This window comes from Salegentibacter mishustinae (genome assembly GCF_002900095.1).
Classification (GTDB): domain Bacteria; phylum Bacteroidota; class Bacteroidia; order Flavobacteriales; family Flavobacteriaceae; genus Salegentibacter; species Salegentibacter mishustinae.
The window spans coordinates 613,832-633,520 of the sequence record NZ_LLKN01000002.1 but is presented as its reverse complement, the minus strand read 5'-3'; the positions used below and the strand labels follow the sequence as shown (position 1 = coordinate 633,520).

At 34.4% G+C, this 19,689-nt stretch carries 14 protein-coding genes; 4 read left to right on the top strand and 10 right to left on the bottom strand.

The window, feature by feature from the left end; all coding sequences use genetic code 11:
• Positions 1–58: 58 nt before the first annotated feature.
• Positions 59–2,827: a helix-turn-helix and ligand-binding sensor domain-containing protein gene (locus APB85_RS05720; RefSeq protein ID WP_057482380.1), complete on the bottom strand. Its 2,769-nt coding sequence runs from the start codon at positions 2,825–2,827 to the stop codon at positions 59–61.
• 426 nt (positions 2,828–3,253) lie between these two features.
• Here APB85_RS05720 and APB85_RS05715 point away from each other — a divergent pair, with 426 nt between their 5' ends.
• Positions 3,254–4,165 carry a YitT family protein gene (locus tag APB85_RS05715; protein ID WP_057482379.1) on the top strand — a complete coding sequence of 304 codons (912 nt, stop codon included), beginning with the start codon at positions 3,254–3,256 and terminating at the stop codon, positions 4,163–4,165.
• Positions 4,166–4,304: 139 nt separating this feature from the next.
• Here the strand turns inward: APB85_RS05715 and APB85_RS05710 are convergent, their stop codons facing one another.
• From APB85_RS05710 to APB85_RS05680, 7 genes are all read right to left on the bottom strand, one after another.
• On the bottom strand, positions 4,305–5,072 hold the full coding sequence (locus tag APB85_RS05710) for a carbonic anhydrase family protein (RefSeq protein WP_057482378.1): 768 nt from the start codon (positions 5,070–5,072) through the stop codon (positions 4,305–4,307).
• A 23-nt stretch (positions 5,073–5,095) separates the two neighbouring features.
• The gene (locus APB85_RS05705; RefSeq protein ID WP_057482377.1) at positions 5,096–5,794 is read right to left on the bottom strand and encodes a DUF2490 domain-containing protein; all 699 of its coding nucleotides are present in this window, start codon (positions 5,792–5,794) and stop codon (positions 5,096–5,098) included.
• A gap of 328 nt (positions 5,795–6,122) precedes the next feature.
• Positions 6,123–6,515, bottom strand: a complete 393-nt coding sequence (locus tag APB85_RS05700) for a response regulator (protein ID WP_057482376.1) — start codon at positions 6,513–6,515, stop codon at positions 6,123–6,125.
• Positions 6,502–10,008, bottom strand: a complete 3,507-nt coding sequence (locus APB85_RS05695; RefSeq protein WP_057482375.1) for a PAS domain S-box protein — start codon at positions 10,006–10,008, stop codon at positions 6,502–6,504. Before APB85_RS05695 ends, APB85_RS05700 begins: the two co-directional genes overlap by 14 nt.
• 37 nt (positions 10,009–10,045) lie before the next feature.
• Entirely contained in the window at positions 10,046–10,453 is a 408-nt protein-coding gene (locus tag APB85_RS05690; protein WP_057482374.1) for a response regulator, read from the bottom strand.
• A 577-nt stretch (positions 10,454–11,030) separates the two neighbouring features.
• Complete coding sequence (locus APB85_RS05685) at positions 11,031–12,410, bottom strand: hypothetical protein (protein ID WP_057482373.1); 1,380 nt, start codon at positions 12,408–12,410, stop codon at positions 11,031–11,033.
• Positions 12,411–12,620: 210 nt separating this feature from the next.
• On the bottom strand, positions 12,621–12,971 hold the full coding sequence (locus APB85_RS05680; RefSeq protein WP_057482372.1) for a hypothetical protein: 351 nt from the start codon (positions 12,969–12,971) through the stop codon (positions 12,621–12,623).
• 385 nt (positions 12,972–13,356) lie between these two features.
• Here APB85_RS05680 and APB85_RS05675 point away from each other — a divergent pair, with 385 nt between their 5' ends.
• The 3 genes from APB85_RS05675 (at position 13,357) to APB85_RS05665 (ending at position 17,239) form a co-directional block, all read left to right on the top strand.
• Positions 13,357–14,562: a site-specific integrase gene (locus APB85_RS05675; protein WP_057482371.1), complete on the top strand. Its 1,206-nt coding sequence runs from the start codon at positions 13,357–13,359 to the stop codon at positions 14,560–14,562.
• Between the two features lie 214 nt (positions 14,563–14,776).
• On the top strand, positions 14,777–15,859 hold the full coding sequence (locus APB85_RS05670; RefSeq protein WP_057482370.1) for an SGNH/GDSL hydrolase family protein: 1,083 nt from the start codon (positions 14,777–14,779) through the stop codon (positions 15,857–15,859).
• Between the two features lie 3 nt (positions 15,860–15,862).
• The gene (locus APB85_RS05665) at positions 15,863–17,239 is read left to right on the top strand and encodes a sialate O-acetylesterase (RefSeq protein ID WP_057482369.1); all 1,377 of its coding nucleotides are present in this window, start codon (positions 15,863–15,865) and stop codon (positions 17,237–17,239) included.
• On the opposite strand, the gene APB85_RS05660 is transcribed toward APB85_RS05665, so the two are convergent.
• On the bottom strand, positions 17,236–18,498 hold the full coding sequence (locus tag APB85_RS05660) for a glycoside hydrolase family 26 protein (RefSeq protein WP_057482368.1): 1,263 nt from the start codon (positions 18,496–18,498) through the stop codon (positions 17,236–17,238). The genes APB85_RS05665 and APB85_RS05660 overlap by 4 nt on opposite strands.
• Positions 18,495–19,688: an AGE family epimerase/isomerase gene (locus APB85_RS05655; RefSeq protein ID WP_057482367.1), complete on the bottom strand. Its 1,194-nt coding sequence runs from the start codon at positions 19,686–19,688 to the stop codon at positions 18,495–18,497. The genes APB85_RS05660 and APB85_RS05655 overlap by 4 nt, the downstream gene beginning before the upstream one ends.
• Between the last annotated feature and the right edge of the window lies 1 nt (position 19,689).

The window sequence follows — 19,689 nt, the reverse complement described above, 5'->3', positions numbered from 1 at the left end:
GGGCTTTTAACAAGAATGTTGAGGCGATGTTGTGGTAAAATGGTTAAATGTTAAGTGCTCAAAACTTGAGGATGTACTCCACTAAACCCTGATCATGGTCTAAATCCATCTTTTTACGCAAACGATATCGTTTTATTTCGACACTTCGCACCGAAATATTTAGCAATGGAGCAATCTCTTTTGAAGATAAATTCAACCTTAAATAAGCGCAAAGTTTAAGATCGTTGGAAGTAAGGTTTGGATGTGCTTCTTTTACCGATTGAAGGAAATCTTTATCGGCATTATCAAAGGCCTCTTTAAACAGTTTCCAGTTATCTTTTTCGGCAATATTTTTATTGATTACTGAAATAACTTTTTGGATATCATCTTCATTTTTTGCTGAAGTCAATCTTTTCTTCAGTTCATTTAAAAATTCATTCTTTTTAATCAGGTTCATCGTAGAAGCAGCGAGTTCCCGGTTTTTAGATGCCATATCTGACTCTAACTTTTGATTTTGAAGCGTGATTATCTCCTGCTGGGATTCTAACTGCTTAATTTCAATTTTCTTGCGGTTACGCTCCATCAACCTGTTGCGTTGTTTTCGGAAATATCCTGTATAAATTTTATGCAGGATAAAAATGAGCAGTAGAAACAACAGAATGTAAATAATTATTGCAGTGGTAGTAGCATACCAGGGCAGAGCAATACTAAAAGTATAGGAAGCGATCTCGCTAATTTTATTATTGTATTTACCTCTTACTTCAAAAACATAATCGCCCGATGGCATATTTTCAAAAGTAGCACTCCCATTGGTTTGCCAATCGCTCCAACCCTTACTAAAGCCGTTAATTCTATAGCTGTAAACCGGTTTTGTAAGTTTAGAGTAAACAGGAATACTGAATTCAAAATTGATATTATTTTCGGCATTGGGTAATTCCAGATTCTCGAGCTGTAATCCATGACTGCTGAAATTATTCTCTAAACTAGCCGTAGAAACCTTATTAATACTAAGTTTCTCCATCTCTGGAAGATCTAAAGGCGTAGAAAAAATAGTATATCCTAAATTAGATCCCACCAAGTACTCGCGTTCACCAATTAGCGAAATATTCTCAAATCCTTTTGCTATACTTCTATATTCTATAGGAATTGCTACCGACTTTGCACTTAATCTATCCTGAAATGCGTCCCTGGTTACATAAACAAGATTTTCTTTGCCAAAACTCCACCAGGTATTGTCTGGCAAAACTTCAGAAATTCCAGTAATTCGAGGTTCCTCTATAAGCGCGTTTAAATTGTTCTCCTGAAGGAATTTATTTTTGGAAGGATCATATTTATAAATTTCATCTTCAGTAGAATAATATATAGAATCATTGAACTGAAATACTTTTAAGCCCATCCCGCCCTGATAGGATACGTTATAATTTTCTTTACTTTTTACTTCCCTGACCTCAGTATCAATTTTCAGCTTAAAAATTCCTTTGTGATCGTGGCCCACCCAAATTATCGAATCATTTTCAACTATAAGGTTACGTGAAGAAAGATCGAAATTAGCCAAATACTTCGGGTCTTTTTCAAATTTGCCATCTTCCCAAAAACTAATTCCATCGTAATGTCCCTGGAGCAACCCGTTCTTGAATTCCTTAATTTCCCAAACACCCTGACCATCAAAAATATGATTAGCAGTATTACCCTTTATCGCGAAAACCCCACGATCGTGACCGGCGAATAATTTTCCGTTTATTTCATTAATACTCCAAACCTGCCCGCTGGTGCCGGGAATAAGTTCATAGTCTTTAGAAGTATCATTGCTCACATATAAGCCCTGGTTAGTACCTAAATATAAATGATCCTGGAATTGGTAGCTGGAATAAACCGTACCTACTTTTCCGTAGATATCTGTAAACAATTTAAACGGACTTTTGCGATTAATAAGCACCAAACCATTGTCCAGGCCGCCCCAAATATTACCTGCTTTATCTTCCATTATTGATAAAACAGTGTTGTTATTAATCACCGGTTGTAACAATTGGTATTTCAGGGAAGTTTCTAGGTTATAAACATGTAAACCATCACCAATGCTGCCCAACACCAATGTTTTATCCTCGAGTAATTGCGCGGTAAAAATACTTTCCTCTATTGGATAGTTTTCGAATTGGTAAGGCCGCCAGGTATTCCCTTCTATGGTAAAAAGTCCGTCATCTCGGGTGACAGCCAGCATTTTATTTTCCTCGAAAGGGAACAGTCCAATAATGGGTTTATCTTCAATTTCGGCATTGGTAATCACGCGTTCTATTACACCATTATCTATAGCGTATAAACCATCTTCGGCTACCTGGTAGTATAACTTATTGTCTACCCTAAATAAATTCGAAATAATATCGCCGGCGGTAATTGTACTTAACTGACCGGTTTTTTTATTGTAGCTATACAGTCTGCGTAAACTTTGAAAAACTATGTATTCTTCTAAGGCAGCAATATGCCAAAATTGTTCGCCATCCAAAATCTCCTCTTTAGAAAGATCAGTAAGACTGGTGTAGGTTAGCTCCCCTTTTTTACTGTGTTCCCAAAAGCCAAAATCCATATAAGAACCGGTGTAGATCCTATCTTCCTGGGCCAAAACCGAGCGAACTGCACTTGCATTAGGAACTTTATGAAGATTCCATTGCTCCCCGTTAAAGCTGAGCAGTCCCAGGTTATTGGCCACATAAATATGATTATTAGGCGCCTGGGAAATCATCCAGTTTTGATTGCCAGCATTATAAATACCGGGATCAAAATTGGTTATTGGAGGTAATTCCTGCGCAAACAGGCTGAAACTAAAAAATAAAAAGAAGGCTAGTAAACGCATAGTTTAGCAAAAAACGGAAATTACTAAATAATATGGGCTTTTACTAAGAAGAATATTTTTAGAAAATCATTGTTGCAATTTTCGATTAAAGTATGCCGGTTAAGTTTTGTACAGTATAAACGATTTTATCCTTTTCATTTCAATATCTTTTGATCTTGCGCCTTTGAGAGTGGTTAATAAACCATGCGAATCTATATTTGAAAATACGGATTTAATTCCTTAGGAAATTAATTGCTTTTAAAAAATACTTTTTAACCCTTGCTCTGTTGAAAAGTTATATTCTATACGATAAATAAAAGCTTATACTCAAAAATATCACACCTGTCGATCTTGTAAAAAAGTATTTATCATATCTTTAAATGAATTATTTAAAACAATAGCGGCAATCGAAAAGCCAGAAATGGTAATTTAGGTCTGATTACTTCTATGAAAATAAAACCAATAATTTTCTGGGAATTTTTTCAACTCGCCATTGCTATAGTGCTAGCAAGTATAGGCCTTAAAGCCTTTCTCCTTCCAAATGGTTTTCTAGATGGCGGAGTAACCGGAATCTCGATCTTATTGAATAAAATTACCGGGTTCGAAATCTCCATAATTCTTCCGGTTATTAGTATTCCATTTTTTGTAATTGGCTGGTTCACGGTTTCTAAAAGAATAGTGATAAGGTCGCTAATATCTGTCTTGATATTATCTCTCGTAATTCATTTTGAAAATTTTCAGCCCATCACAGACGATAAACTGCTTATCTCCATTTTTGGCGGGCTATTCTTAGGCGCAGGAATTGGGATCGCTATTAAAAATGGATCGGTGCTGGACGGGTCGGAAATTCTTGGAATATTCGTCAACGAACGAACAGGAATTTCCATTGGCCTAATAATTTTTTGGTTTAACGTGGTGCTTTTCCTTTTAGCCGGCTTTTTATTCTCGCTAGAAGTGGCAATGTATTCTGTACTCACTTATATTATTACGGCAAAAACTATCGATCTTATACTGGAGGGCTTTGAGGATTATGTGGGCCTTATGATAGTGACCTCCAAATCGGGGGAAATGCAAAAGACACTACTAAAAGATATCGGGCAGGGAATGACCATCTATCAGGGTACTAAGGGTTATGGAAGCCAGGGAGAAAAGCAAAATCTTGAGATTATACATACGGTGGTGAACAGGATCGATACAAAAAAGGTTTACCGGGTATTAAAAAAGGTAGATAAAGACGCCTTTGTTATTGAATTTGATGTGAACAAAGTCTCGGGAGGAGTCTTAAGAAAATATCTTACCCGCAGAAAGCAAAGGCAGTTGTCTCCTACCTTATTTCAGGAAAATAACATTGAAATATAGTTTTACGAGAGTTCTTATGAAGAATTGATTACCAATTGAAATCGATATATTTTATAAGTATTCAAAAAAATAACAGAAGAGAATTCTCTTCTGTTATTTCATATAAAGCGTTTTAAAATATTTCTATTTTTAGAAAAGATTAGTTGTTGTGAAAATCTACAACCCCGCTTTCCATATCATAAACTGCCGAAACGATCATGATCTTACCTTCATTTTCCATTTTAGCAAGGGTAGGAGAGGCTTCACGAATATTCTCTACAGTACGCATCGCATTTGTTTTGATCACCTTATTGGTGAATTCTGTATTTTTAGCATTACGCTCTCCATCAAGCTCGGTTTCTTCCACGGCAGGTTGAATTTCGTCTAACAGATCGGCCAGGGAATTCATGTTCATCGATTTTGCATCTACCTGGTCTATGGCAGATTTTACTGCACCACAGGCCGTATGGCCCATTACGATCACTACTTTTGAACCTGCCACTGCAGTGGCAAATTCCATAGAGCCAACAATATCTTCGTTTTCGATATTCCCGGCTACCCTGGCTACAAAAATATCACCAATTCCCAGGTCGAAAACATCTTCTACCGGTACACGGCTGTCTACACAAGAAAGTACTATCGCTTTTGGATACTGACCAATCATTGCTTTTCTACGTTGTGCCGAATGATCACGTTGGGTAAGGTTATTATTTACAAAATTCTCGTTCCCTTTTTTAAGTCTTCCTATAATTTCTTGCGGCGTCATATCGGCCTGCTCTTCAGCGGTAAGAATACTCTCCACCACTCCTTCTTCTACCCTTTCATCCTGGTTTTGTTCCTGGGCAGTTTCAGTCTTTTTTTCATCCTGGCAGGAAGTAAAAACAAATGCTGCCAGTAACATCAATAATGGTAACCTTAGTTTTTTCATTTTATGACTATTTAAAGTTAATACTAAAAGGTTTGATGCAGACTTATCTGTAATTGTCCCTTCTGCCAATTTACCGTGGTTTGCTCCATCCATCCCACCTGCATTCTCAATTTATTATTTAAGGCATACCCAAGACCTAAATAGGTCCTGTTTCGGTCAAAAAATTGTACCTCACGCCCGTCTCCAATATTTCGTTCTCCATTTATAAATACCTCGTTATAAAAGGCAAAGTAAGGAGTACCTTTTTCTAGCGTAGTTCCGGTAAATGGAATGTATACAAAAAGATTGTAACGATATCGTGTTCTAAAATCCTGGGCTTCTACCCATCTTTGTTCATATCTTAATCTATGGGTAAGTAGTAGTCTTTTCCATACTGTTTGTCCAAACAATGCTTCCTGGTAGATCCTGTTTTCTGAAACGGGGGAATCAATATTGGTTCCATACTGCCCTGTGGTAATATTTGCATAACCCAGCGTAAATTTAACACCAGATTCTTTAGGAGTAAATGTAACACCTGTTCTAAGTAATAATTGTTCCCGGTCGCCCAACCCGCGCCAATCGCGATATTGATAATCACCTTGTAGGCCCCAATTAGATTCTCCAAAATTTGTGTTCCAAAAATACATATACCAGGCACCAAGTTGATCTTCGTCAGGATCCTGAGCAATGGCTTGAGAGAAATAGCAGCAACTGAATAATATGAAGAAACAAAAATTTTTCATTTTGTTTAGATTTTAATTGCTTTTGTTAAACATAAAAATAGTTCATATTTAACTATTTCTATAGTATTTAACAATTAAATAAGAATGATTCTAAACAAGACACCATTGGGAATAAATGGTCTTCTGTTAAGAGTGTTCAGAACGTAACACAGACTTTAAATTACTACGGAAGTGAGTTTACAGAGTTTACCAGACAACTTTGTGCGTTTATCTGGTACTATAAAAATAAATTTGGATGAAAATATCTCTAAAATCATCTGTTATCTGGTAATTAGCTTTAAAACAGTACTATTACTATTCTTAAATATTGTGCTAAAAGGTTTAATCTCTATATTTCACTTAGCACAGTTTTTAGTTTATCTACTTTTATAGGTTTTATTAAGTAATTACTACTCAAATTAAACATTTCGGCTTTTATAAAATCATCTTCATTTATAGAACTGGTTAAAATAAATATGGTGATCTTTTGTTCAATGGGAATTTTAAGAAATTCTTCAAGAAACTGCCATCCATCCCACACAGGCATATTCAAATCTAACAGAATTACCTCGGGCACCGGTTCTCCTGTGGTTATAAGAGAACTAAGTAAGTTATAGGCCTCTTTTCCGTTTTTACAAACCATTAGATTATCAACAAGGCCAGTAAGTTTAACGTATTTTTGAGTAAGCATTTGATGCACGGGATCATCCTCTATGATGCAAGCAAGATTAATTTTTTTCATTAGGTAAAATAATTTTAAAGGTTGTCCCCACGTTTTCCATGCTCTCCACCTGAATCTTCCCGTTCATACTTTCTATTTGATTTTTAGTAATAAATAAGCCTAAGCCCCTGGAGTCTTTATGGGTATGAAAAGTCTTATACATTTGGAACAAGCGGTCTCCGTGCCTCTTTAAATCCATTCCCAAACCATTATCTTCAAAAAACAGAATAGTTTTATCTTTCTTTACTTTACTATAAATCTTCAAGTAACTATCTCTTTCAAGTGATCTATATTTAATAGCATTGGTGATAAAGTTTAAGACTATACTTTCTATATAAGCAGGAACCCCCTGAATTTTTGTATTTATATCAACCTGGTTCTCAATCTTTATATTTGCGTTTCTTATCTGGTTAGATAAGCTATCTATATTTTTCTCTATCACCTCGTACAAACTAACAGCATGTAGATTGGCTTTATTAAAACTAACCGATATTACATCACTTAGATCTTCTACTGTTTGCTGTAAATTTTCGGCACCACGGCTAACCATTTTAAAAAGTTCATTGCTCTCCAACTCTGGATGATCAGTCTCTAAAACATCCAAAAGACCAATAATACCAGAACTATGAGACCTTAAATTATGAGAAACGATATGGGCAAAATTCTTCAGGCGGTTATTTTGATCCTGGGTGATATCCAGTAAAGATTTAATTTCGTTTTCAACTCTTTTTAATTCTGAAATATCTACCGCCACTCCCAGATAACCGGTAATCTCATCATCTTTTTTAATAGCAGTTACAGATAGCAATACCGTAAACTTACTACCATCTTTTCTTATATAGGTCCATTCTTTTGCACCGGGCTCTTCTTTTTGCGCCTCAAAAGTAAGCACTTCAAAATCTGAAAATTTTTGACCCTTTTTAGCTATTTTTTTTGCTTCAGCCCTAATTTCCTTCTTTTCGTGTATAGCTAGAGGAGTTAATCTCCCAAGCACTTCTTCCTGGCTATATCCCAATGCAGTTTCTGCTCCTGAATTAAAATGGGTAATCACCCCCTCTTTATTAGTTGCAATTATAACCACTTGCGTACTTGCATCTAAAATAGCCTGAAGGTTAGATAGGGCCGCCTGTAGTTTATTTTCTGCTTCTTTTTCCTTACTTATATCTTGAATAAAAGACCAAATAAATTTATTTCTATTGAGATCCTCTACCATTACACCGCGCAAAAGTACCGGATATCTTGACCCATCTTTTCGTTTATATTCTTTTTGGAATGGACCATAAACTCCGGTCTTCTCTAATTGATTTAGTACCTTTTTCTCTTCCCGCTCGTATTCTATTGGAGTTAAATCCCAATAGCTTAAATTCATAAATTCTTCTCTAGAATAGCCGGAAGGCTCAACCAACTTATCATTTACATCCTTAAACTGGCCGGTTTCATAATCATTAAGAGCAATACCGATAGGTGATAATTCGTATAAAGCATTTAGTAAGTTCTGCTGATACTTTAATTTTTCGGTATGTTTCTTTGCTGCAGTAATGTCAATTATTTGGGATACAAAATAAAGAATAGCTCCACGATGATTTCTTACTACTGAAACAGCTAAAATTATATGAATAATATTTCCATTTTTATGAAAATATCTTTTCTCCATATTATAATTAGGTCTTTTACCTTCAATTACTTCTGTAAGTAAATTTAAATCTTTGTTTAGATCTTCGGGATGGGTAATATCCTGAAAGGTAAGTTGCATCAATTCTTCTTCTGTATAACCTAAAATTTCACAGACTTTTTCATTTACTTTCAGCCATTTTCCTTCTTCATTAAGCAAAGCCATACCTATGGCAGCATTTTCAAAATTTCCTCTAAAAGCTTCTTCGCTTACTCGTAATTCTTCTTCGTATTTCTTACGCTGATTTATATCCTGGTGAGTCCCATACATTTTCAATGGCTTACCATCTTCGGTCCATTCAAATACCTTTCCTCGATCCATGATCCAAACCCAATCGCCATCTTTATGTTTCATTCTGCTTTCAAACTCGTAAAACTCGGTTCTCTTTTGAAAGCATTCATTTAACAAACGATTAGATTCTATAAGATCATCTGGATGCGCCAGGCTAGTCCAGGTTTCTATACTTACCGGTTGGAGTTCTTCTAGAGTATAGCCTAAAATTTCTGCCCATCTTTCATTAAAAATAGTCCCTCCCGTTTGAACATTCCATTCCCAGGTGCCCACATTGGTACCTTCTATAACAGATTTAAACCTTTGCCTAACATCTACAATTTCCTGAACAGGACTTCCCTCTGGTAATATATAGACCACGTTATTGTGTTCATCAAATATAGGTTTGAGGCTAAAAAGTATAGTAGTAGAAATTTTGTTTGCAGTCCATACTTTCACTTCATAAGAAACTATTTCACCCTTTACAGCCTTGTAAAAATTTCTTTTTAATTCTTCCTGGGTTTCTTTTGATATCTGCCACCAATAACAATCCCAGAAAGGTTTACCAATTACATCTTCTGGTTGAAGATCAGCAACTTTTAAAGCGGTCTCATTTGCATCCAGTAGGGTCCCATCAAGATCTAAGAACCCTATAAAGCTAAAAGTAGAATTAAATATACCCTCAAATTTTAATTCATTTTTCTTGAACTCAGTAATATCCTGGAAGCTCCCAATCAATTTACCTCCTACTTTACGGCCGGTACTTCTTACCCAAATCTCATTATTTTTTGCTGTAATTAACCTGCAGGTTACATCAAAGCGATTACCAGTTGCTATGGTATTTTCTACCGCTTTACTAATTTTCTCCCTATCGTTAGGATGATAAAATTCTATTGCACTTTTTTTATCGAATTTAAAATCTAAAGGCACCTCGTGAATATGATAAACAAATTCTGTCCAAATTGTTTTTCCCGTTGCTATATCTAGCTCCCAACCCCCAATTTTATTAGCTTGCTGAGTTTCTTCCAATAAATCTAAATTTTTTCTAAGCTCTTGATTTATGTTGCTGGTTTCAATTTGTTTTTTTCTTAACTCCAAAAGTTTCATTACCTGATTAGCGAGGTTCTTTAGCATTTTTTTTTGCTCAAGATCTAATGTTTTAGGCTCAGAATCTATAACACATAAGGTGCCTAACGCATATCCATTTTCATTAACCAGGGGTATGCCTGCATAAAAATGTATGAAAGGTTCTTGTATTACCAGTGGATTATCCTGAAAACGCTCATCTTCCAAAGCATTTTCTATTATAAATAATTTATCGGGTTGATGAAGGGCATAAGCGCAAAAGGAATATTCTTTACAGGTTTCCTTGTGTTCTAAACCATGGTGAGAGAGAAATAATTGTCTATCTTCTGTAACTAAACTAATTAAAGAAATTTCGGTATTACAAATTTGAGCAGCCATTTTGGTAAGAAAATCAAAATCACCTTCCTGCTCTGCGTTTAATATATCATACGCTTCGAGTTCCTTTAATCTATCGCCCTCATTCTTGGTTTTTTCAGGTTTTTTCATTTCATAGTTAAATAATAGCAGTAATCACAAATTGCGATTAGCAAGATTGTTTTATATCTCCAGCTAGAAATTTATTTACGATTCTTTCTAAAGATTCCATTTTTATAGGTTTTCTAAGGAAATCGTCCATATTTTTACTGCCACCATTTGTAATAAATTGTTCCTTTTCATAGCCACTTAGCCCTATAATTGGTGTACGATTACCATCCACTTCAAAGGCTCTAATTTGGCGCGCAGTTTCAAAGCCATCTATAGTTGGTAGTTGAATATCTAAAAATATGAGATCTACCTTATTTTCCTTAAACTTAAGAACAGCATCATCCCCATTTTTGGAATTTAATACTATGGCCGAAGGATATATTTTTTCAATAAGTTTTTGAATCAATAAAAGGTTAATAGGAGTATCGTCTATAGCTAGAATACAAGGGTACTGTGTAGGGGACATCGCGTAAAGTTTAGGGTCATGGTCGCGGCACAATTTAATAATTTAATTTTTCAATAATTAGATTTACCTATTTATTTTAAGCAGACAATAATTAGGATTTGGAATATACCCGATAGTCAGATAACATTATTTTTATAAGAAAATACTTAGTTACAGTTTTTCTATAAGGATACTGGAAAATTGAAAAGTGGTGGAATTACTGGATAGACTTACAGTTAAAAAACGGCATTACACCTCGAAATAAAAATTACAAGCCTTCATCAGCATTTGACGTAAAGCAATTAAATTCTAATAATATCAGGTCTATTGCTTCTTATGTTACAAAGTACGTGACTAAGAACAACGCTAAGTTTAAATGTCAGGTTTGGAACTGTTCTAAGCGTGTTTCAGAACTCTACACAGACTTTTACACTACCACAGAGTTTACAGACAACTTTGTGCGTTTAAATGCGGTTATAAAAGAATTTGAAGTTAAAGATCATATAGATCAGCCTTTTCTACAGATTAAAATGATTGATCTAAATAAATACTTTAGTACTTTGTAAGGGCGGATAGCATTAGCAAAACTATCTAAGACCTATCCTTTGAATTTTCTGAAGGACTGAATTGTTTCATATATTCCAAATGCTATAAAAATTTTACCTATTAAAAGAGGAATCCAAGATATAGCATTAATATAATATTCGTTTTTCTCCAGTGGGTTTTTGAAGTCGGTTACGAGGAAAAATCTGGGCAATCCATTAAAAAAATCATTAACTGTATCTATATCTATTAAAATATCATTAGAGTAATTTACGGTATAATAAAATACGGTGTACAATATAAACCCACATAATATAGTAACCCCTATTGCTCTTTTCCAATCCGTACTATAATTCGATATAGTTTTATGCATTGATAAAGTTATATAATCGCCCAAAAGTTCAAATCTATTTATTTTAGGCACATCATTTTTTTCAATATAATAAGAGTAATGTTCTCCTTCTCTAGAAAAGCAACGTGTATCCCTATACTTCTCATAATGAAAATGGTAATCCTTATTAAATAGTAGCTCTCTTGTTTGTAACCTATAAAGTTCTTTTTCAATTTTTCTAAATCTCAAATAATCAAGGTTATTATTAGTTAGTACGAGTTGTTGCTTAATTGTTCTAATACTCTTGATATTACAATTCATTATATCAGTTAATTCAATACCTTCAAAAAACACTGCTTTTTCGAACAATACCTTATTAATCCAAATTCGTTTTAAGACAGCATTTTGAAATGAAACAATATCAAAAAAATGTGTTTGATTGAGATAGATAATTTTAATAGGTTGAGTTTCGAAATTTACCTGTTTATGAAAAAGACTATTACTTATTTCTAGAGAGGTAGATTTTCCAGTTATAAGTTCGAAATTAGCATAACCAAACACCTCATTATTTCTAAAATAAAAAGAAGAAAGACTAGAACCACTAAAATCCACATCTTGAATCTTACAATTTTTGACTTCTCCACTACTGCGAATAGTGCTAGCAATAACAAAAAGCTTTTCTGCAACTAAGTTCTTAATTTTTATGTTTTGAAAATCGGAATTTTTTATTTTGATAGATTTTACCCCCTCTTGAACTTCTTGAAATTTACAATTGGCAAAATAACACCAATCAAAGGTTAAAGATCCTGTGAAATTGGAATCAGAAATAATAAAATCTTGAAAAATACCTTCTGAAATAGTAATTTCCTTTATAAGAATTTCACATTTCAGAAATTGAAGTGTCCTTTTATTTTCATTTTGATTTTTTCCAATTATATCAAAACCCTGTCCTGTGAACGAACAATTTTTAAACGTATTTTCTGTAGATATTTCTGCAAATGATATTTCAGAACTGTGATCAAATTCAAATATTAAGTTAGAATGATCTGATTTATCTGGATTTTTTAAAAGTTCGGCAAAGGAGGCGAAATTTAATTTTTCCATATACGAATCATAATTAGATGAATTTTCTACAATTATTTGTTTGAGAATTTCAATAAAGTAAGTACCTATAAAATGAATGTATGAAATTTAAATTAAATCTTATGACTCTAGAAATAAAAAAACCCTACAAACGTACTGCCTGTAGGGTTTATTAAAATTTCTGAACTAAAGTAAATTTCTGTAAAGAATTATATAAGATCTGAAAGTTTATTATTTTTGGGTTAAAGAATATGCCTCCTTGATAAGATTTTTAATTTGTTCTGGTATCTTGTTAGAATTCATTTTTTCCATTTTTTCAATGTCCAAATCTGCACCAACTAAATATTGATACTTTCTGCTTTCATCTACTACAAAAGTAATTATAGCTACTTTATCTCGTTTAGAAATCTTTGTAGCTACTTGATTTGGAATAACCTTAATGTCAATATTAAAATTATCAATATTTTCATTAATTAAATCCGTTTCCGTAGTTAGGTAAAGTCCATTCTGAATTTCAGAATTAATATTATATCCTAGCATCTCGCCATTATCTTGTTCTAATCCTATTCTTGCAGCATCCATATAAATTTATTTTTTGTTTAGAATTTCAAATATAACATAGAATATATCAAATTTTAGAAATGGACCATAACTGCTATAATTTTAACAATAAAAGTCCAGAATTCTATGAATATTCACCCCCTAAAATAAAAAAAGCCCTACAAACATAGTGTTTATAGGGCTTTACAAGCATTAAAGGTGGTCCCACCTGGGCTCGAACCAGGGACCCCTTGATTATGAGAAGTCTAAATTAGCATACTTGTAATTTTCATTTACTTTCATTTACCTGATTATCAATGTTTTATGAATATTTATTTTTATTTTAGTTTCTTTAAATTACCTTTATTTGTCAATTTGTTGTACATATGTTGTACATAAAATCGATGGAAATTTAAAAGATAAAGCTATGGCTTCAATTAAAACCATCCTTCGTAAAACTTCACTAAGAAACGGAAAATACCCAGTCTTATTAAGGGTAACCAAAGATCGTAAATCTAAATTTTTCGGAACTCCATTCGAAGCTAATTTAAATGAATGGGATTCTAAGTTGGGACGCTTTAATAAGAAGTTTACTCAGCAACTTAAGTCAAATCGATTAATAGGAAAATTTGAAGATCGTGCTTTAGAAGTAATTAGTGAATTGGAAATGAACCAGGACTTCTATTCTTTGAATGATTTTGAAAGGAAATTTAGAACGCAATCAAATCCTGAAGCTTCAAATATATTCGCATTTTGGCAAGAGCAAATTGATGAATTTAAAGCGGCAGGGAGAATGAGCAATGCAGCCATTTATCACCATACTAAGAATTCAATGCAGAAATTCACAAAACAAAAGTCTTTACATTTTTACGAAGTGACCCCTACCTTTTTAGATAAATATGAAGTACACCTTCGCAATAAAGGCGGAACCGGTGGAGGTATTGGCGTGAAAATGCGAGCTATACGGGCTATTTTCAATGTGGCAATAAAAAGGGGAATAATAGATGAAAAACTTTACCCTTTTAAACACTATAATATATCCAAACTAAAAGGTAAAGCAATTAAAAAAGCCCTTAACATTGAAGAGGTCCATAACCTACAAAATTTAGATTTAAGTGATAAGCCTCATCTAATCAACAGTAGAAACTTTTTTATTTTTAGCTTTTATACCAGGGGAATGAATTTCGCCGATATGATGAGGCTCAAATGGAGTAATGTTTCCGGTGACAGAATTCATTATACAAGAGCAAAAACCAAGGGAAACTTCATTATCAAAATTATGCCACCGGTAAAAGAAATACTTGACTATTACCGTAAAAATAAAAGACCGTACATTTTTCCAATACTTTTTAGGGACAACCTCACCCCCACACAATTAAACGACAGGAAAAGAAAAACCCTGAGCAAGTTTAATAAAGATCTAAAAGAATTAGCAAGTCTCGCAGAAATTGATAAACCCATTACGAGTTATGTTGCCAGACATAGCTTCGCCAATTGTTTAAAACAAAAAGGTGCGGGAACAGATATCATAAGTGAATCCCTCGGTCACCAGGATATAAAAACCACCAAAGCTTATCTAAAAGAGCTCGATACTGCCATACTGGATGAAGCCAGTGAATTATTGTTGCAGTAATTATATAGAATTTCTAATTAAACTATAAATTCAATAACTACTTGGAATTACTTTTCAATATTTGCTTTTATCAAAGCTGTAAATTATGAAGCAAATTGAATTCTGAAGCCGCTTATTTTCTCAACATTAATAAATGTAAAAATGATATTAATTGTTGAAAAAATCATACAAATAACTGTTGGTTAAAAGCTTTAAATTAGCGTTAAAAACCTCTATGAATAGATTTCTACTTTTCCTTATTTTAATTGTTTGTATTTCAAGTTGTAATATATCAAAAGATAAATCCCGGAATTCCTATAGTGTTTCCACGGAGCTAGTTTCCACATCAGGCAGAACTTCCGAAAAAAAGGACTCCAGCCTAATTTTGATTAATTCTGCTTCAGCTATTCATTTTAAAGCAAAAACTGATACTTTAATTGTTGATTTTGAATTACCCGAAACAGATCACGCTTATATTAATCTTGAAATTAGTGATACTTATAAAGGACGTTTTAAGGTAAAAAAAAGCCTTCCCTTAAAGTTCCCTTTAAACGATAGGACAGGTTTTCACGACATTTCCATATTTAAAGCTACTGAAGCCTCTACCGGCGCAGTTATTGTCAAAAAAATTGAAGCGTTTGAAATCGATAAATTAGATCTTCCCAAAAGGCCGGAAATTGAATTTATTGGAAATTCTATTACGTGTGGAATGGGTGCAGATACTCTAGAGATTCCTTGTGGTAATGGAGAGTGGTACGATCAGCATAACGCTTATATGGCTTATGGCCCCAGAATTGCGCGGGCACTAGATACTGATTTTAAACTGAATTGTGTTTCAGGAATGGGAATGTACCGAAACTGGAATGATGAAGACCAGCCAGTAATGCCTGATGTCTATGAGAATCTCTATTTAAATTCTGACTCGAAGGAAAAAGGAAATTTTGAAAATGCTCCTGATATAATTAGTATTGCCCTCGGTACTAATGATTTTTCGTTAGGAGATGGGGAGAAAAAGCGTACAGAATTTAACCGGGAGAAATTTACGACTGCTTATATTGACTTTGTTGAAATGCTTTTTTCAAAATACCCAAATGTAAAAATTGCTTTACTTGATAGTCCCATGCTTAACGCCGAACAGAAATCTATCCTTTCTGATGTTTTTAAGGAGATCAAAAATGAATTCTTAGAAAAGGAAATCACAATTTTTCAGTTTAAAAATATATCTCCAGGAGGTTGTACAGGGCACCCTGATATAGAAAACCATGAAGCAATGGCAAAACAACTCATTCCCTTTTTTAGAAATCTTTTAAAATCATAACGAATGCAGAAATTATTAATCCTTTTTAGCCTTTGCTTCCTATCTCAAACGCCAGCTTTTGCAAATGTCAGTCTGCCAGGTGTTTTTGGAGATAATATGGTATTGCAACGTGAAGCCAACGTCAACATTTGGGGTTGGGCTAAACCAGGGGAAGAAATAGAAATAAGTTCTACCTGGAGTGATAAAATATACACCACCAAAGCCGATAAAAATGCTATGTGGAGCATAGAGATACAAACGAACGCAAAAAAAGGACCCCACCAATTAACTATTACCGGCTACAACCAGGTAAACCTAAAAAACCTTTTACTAGGTGAGCTGTGGCTAATTTCGGGGCAGTCTAATATGGAATGGAGTGCTTCAGCAGGGATAAACAATGCCGAAGCTGCTATTAGGAATTCGACAAACAAAAATATTCGGTTTTTTAGCGTTGACCACAGAACAGCCGATTCACCACAAATAGATTTAGAAGGGAATTGGGTAGAAAGTTCACCGGAAACGATGAAGTATTTTAGCGCAATAGGCTATTTTTTTGCTAAAAAATTACAGGAAGATTTAAATGTACCAATTGGAATTATAAATGCCAGTTGGGGAGGTACACCGGCCGAAGTATGGATGCCTGAAGTGTTATTTAATAAGAATGATACTTTAAAGAAAGCTGCTAAAATGCTAGAGGAAAATGAATGGGGACCAATAAAACCTGCTCTTTTATACAACGCTATGATTTACCCCATAAGTTCAATGAAAATTAAGGGAATACTTTGGTACCAGGGAGAATCTAATACCATAAATGCTGATTATTACGAAGAGATTTTTACCAGTTTGATTAAAAGCTGGAGAAGCAAATGGGAAGAAGATCTTCCTTTCTACTATGCTCAAATTGCTCCATATGATTATGGAGAGGGGTTTGCGGGGGTAAAGGTAAGAGACGCGCAACGAAAGGTTTTAAAATTATCAAAAACAGGAATGGTGATGACCAGTGATGTAGGAAATATTCACGACATCCATCCTCAAGATAAACTCACACCTGGAATAAGATTTGCCAACCTGGCTTTAGCTGAAGTTTACGGAAAAAAGATTAAAGCCCACGCCCCTCAGTTTGATTATATAACTACTGAAGGAAAAATAGTGAAAGTACATTTTAAGTATTCAGAAGGTTTAAAAATTGGTCGGGAAAATCCCGAATCTCAGTTTGAGATTGCCGGATCTGATAAAAAATTCTATCCTGCTAGAATGGAAATTAAAAACAATATAATTCATTTAAAAGCCAAAGCAGTTAAGAACCCTGTTTTTGTAAGGTACTCCTGGCAGAATACAGCAAGCTCCAATATTTTTAACGTAGCAGGCTTGCCAGCTTCAAGTTTTACAACACAAAATTAGTTTGGAAGACTGTAGAAATCGTGCATATCATTCAATAATAATGGTTCATCCTTTGCTACAAAGTCTACAAAATCTTCTTCGCCATCCATTCCCGGGAGTGGTACGGTATAAGAATCTTCGTAGTTCTGCCAAAACATCATAAAACCAATATTCACATCATTATTCGTAAGTACCCCATAAAGGTTTTCAGAATAAAACTTCTCGGCAAGGCTGGTTTGGGAAGGAGTTACAAAATAGCCCGTTTCTGTAAGGGCAGCTACTTTTACCCTCTCTTTGGCAAGATCTGAAACTACTTGTAATTTTTGGTTGGCAGCATTTAAACCAGAACCATCCTGGGCAATAAGATCGCCATAATTATCCATTCCCAAAATATCTACATATTCATCGCCGGGGTATCTCTCCAGGTAAGCAGATTTGGTTAAGTAAGAATTATCGGGAGAAAATGCATAAAGTAGATTATGAACATTTTTTTCATTCTTTAAATAATCTACCGTAAAACGCCATACAGTTTTAAATTCTTCAGGGGTACTGTAAGCAGCCCCCCACCAGAAAAAGTCTTTTTCAAACTCGTGAAATGGTCGGAAAATAATGGGAGAAAGCGTACCGTCTTCTCCTATCATATTTAGAGAAACTTCAGCAACCTTGTCCAGTTTTTGTTTATAGTAGTCGTGATTCGCACCACCGGGAAGAATACTTTTAAAAGCATTTTGCCTTTGAAATTCGGTCATTTCATCGGAATAAAAGGTCTCTCCCTCATAAGGTTCCCGAAGATGCCAGGTAAAAGCATTAATCATTCCGCTATTATAAGCGCGTAAAGCATTATTTATAATTTGTTGCTCCTGCTGATAAAACCAGTTCTGTGCAGTACCATCGTTTTGATCATCGGTTATAAACATAAAGTCTGACCCCAACAAGCCAGGATCGCTTAGTGTAGTTTTTTTCATATCAGAAAAACCATCATTTCCATCAAAGAACGAGCTGAATGCATCCTGCTGGCCTACTATAAAATGATTATCTGAAACCGATTTTAGGTTATAAAATAAAGCAACCGTTTCAGCAGTAGCCGATGCATCTACCATATAGCTTAGTGTTTCTTCCGGCGCAAAAGCATAAGTTTCTGGAGTTTCTTCTTCAGGTTCTTCCGGAATTTCTTCTTCAGGGTTTCCCTGTTCCTCGTCTGGTTCGTTAATTATCTCATCATCCTTACTACAGGCTGTTAAAAGCACAAATACCAATAAAAAATAGCTAAGTTTTTTCATCTTTTTTCTTTTAAAAGCATCATTAGCGCCCTGGAATTATGGTAAGGTGCTTTCCACATGCTTAGTTTATCTTCTTGTATATAAGGTTTATTGGCCTGGTCTATTCTAAAAAACCATTCGCCATTTTGCCTGTCTATTAAATTGTTTTGGGTAAAATCCCAGATATCCAATATCGCAGCTTGGTATTTTTTATCTCCCGAAATATTAAAAGCATATTGTAAACCCAACATAGCTTCAACTTGTGGCCACCAGTGCCTGTCTAAGTCGGTTTCCCCGGTTTCTTCATTTTTTTCATTAATAATACCCTTGTTTTTTACATAAGCTTCTTTCAGAAAAGTATCTGCTACAAGAATTGCAGCCTCAGTAGTTTCAGTGATCAACAATGAATTACCACTTGTTTTGGCAGCATCAATTAGTAACCAGGCAGCTTCAATATCGTGACCGTAAGAAATTACCGCATTTTGCAATGCCCATTTTTCATTGAAAAACAATCCGAAATGGCCGGTCTTATTATTTAAGAAAATTGATAAAAATAGGTTTATCAAATTCTCTAAAGCTTCTTTAACTCTGATATCACCTGTAATTTGCAATAAGGCGGTATAAGCTTCCAAAATATGCAAGTGGGTATTCATTGTTTTTGGAGCGTTTTGATCCTTCGCACTAAGTCGCATATCCTCTATAGGTTTCCAATCCGCCTGAAAAGCTTCCAGATATCCGTTATCAACTAAATCCCGCGCGTGTTTTTCAACCAACCCAAAAGTTTGCAATGCCTTTTCTTTGGCATTTTCCTCTCCTGATAACTTATAGTATTCAGCATAAGAATAAATACTAAAAGCCTGAGCATAGATTTGTTTTCGAGTATTTACGGTATTTCCTAAATAATCTATTTCCCAGAAAAACCCCTTATTAGAAGGATCATAAAAATTTGCTTCCAGGTAATTGTATGCACGATCAGCCAGAACTTTCAATTCAGGATCATTATTAAAATTACAAGCTGCAGAAAAGCTCCATAATAATCGGGTATTTAGAATGACACCTTTATTTGACTTTTCAATCAAATTATTGAAGTGGTCCCTTTTTCCCACAAACCCGCCATGCATTTTATCTACACTATACTCCCTCCAATAAGATAGAATATTTTGAAGTTCAGCTTTTAGCTGATGTTGAAACTTTTCCGCTTCTACCTGCATT

Coding starts and splice junctions, on each gene's coding strand:
- APB85_RS05715 (WP_057482379.1), top strand. CDS start 3,254: ATGAAAATAAAACCAATAATTTTCTGGGAATTTTTTCAACTCGCCATT.
- APB85_RS05680 (WP_057482372.1), bottom strand. CDS start 12,971: ATGGATGCTGCAAGAATAGGATTAGAACAAGATAATGGCGAGATGCTA.
- APB85_RS05690 (WP_057482374.1), bottom strand. CDS start 10,453: ATGTCCCCTACACAGTACCCTTGTATTCTAGCTATAGACGATACTCCT.
- APB85_RS05695 (WP_057482375.1), bottom strand. CDS start 10,008: ATGAAAAAACCTGAAAAAACCAAGAATGAGGGCGATAGATTAAAGGAA.
- APB85_RS05665 (WP_057482369.1), top strand. CDS start 15,863: ATGCAGAAATTATTAATCCTTTTTAGCCTTTGCTTCCTATCTCAAACG.
- APB85_RS05675 (WP_057482371.1), top strand. CDS start 13,357: ATGGCTTCAATTAAAACCATCCTTCGTAAAACTTCACTAAGAAACGGA.
- APB85_RS05660 (WP_057482368.1), bottom strand. CDS start 18,498: ATGAAAAAACTTAGCTATTTTTTATTGGTATTTGTGCTTTTAACAGCC.
- APB85_RS05700 (WP_057482376.1), bottom strand. CDS start 6,515: ATGAAAAAAATTAATCTTGCTTGCATCATAGAGGATGATCCCGTGCAT.
- APB85_RS05720 (WP_057482380.1), bottom strand. CDS start 2,827: ATGCGTTTACTAGCCTTCTTTTTATTTTTTAGTTTCAGCCTGTTTGCG.
- APB85_RS05655 (WP_057482367.1), bottom strand. CDS start 19,688: ATGCAGGTAGAAGCGGAAAAGTTTCAACATCAGCTAAAAGCTGAACTT.
- APB85_RS05705 (WP_057482377.1), bottom strand. CDS start 5,794: ATGAAAAATTTTTGTTTCTTCATATTATTCAGTTGCTGCTATTTCTCT.
- APB85_RS05710 (WP_057482378.1), bottom strand. CDS start 5,072: ATGAAAAAACTAAGGTTACCATTATTGATGTTACTGGCAGCATTTGTT.
- APB85_RS05670 (WP_057482370.1), top strand. CDS start 14,777: ATGAATAGATTTCTACTTTTCCTTATTTTAATTGTTTGTATTTCAAGT.
- APB85_RS05685 (WP_057482373.1), bottom strand. CDS start 12,410: ATGGAAAAATTAAATTTCGCCTCCTTTGCCGAACTTTTAAAAAATCCA.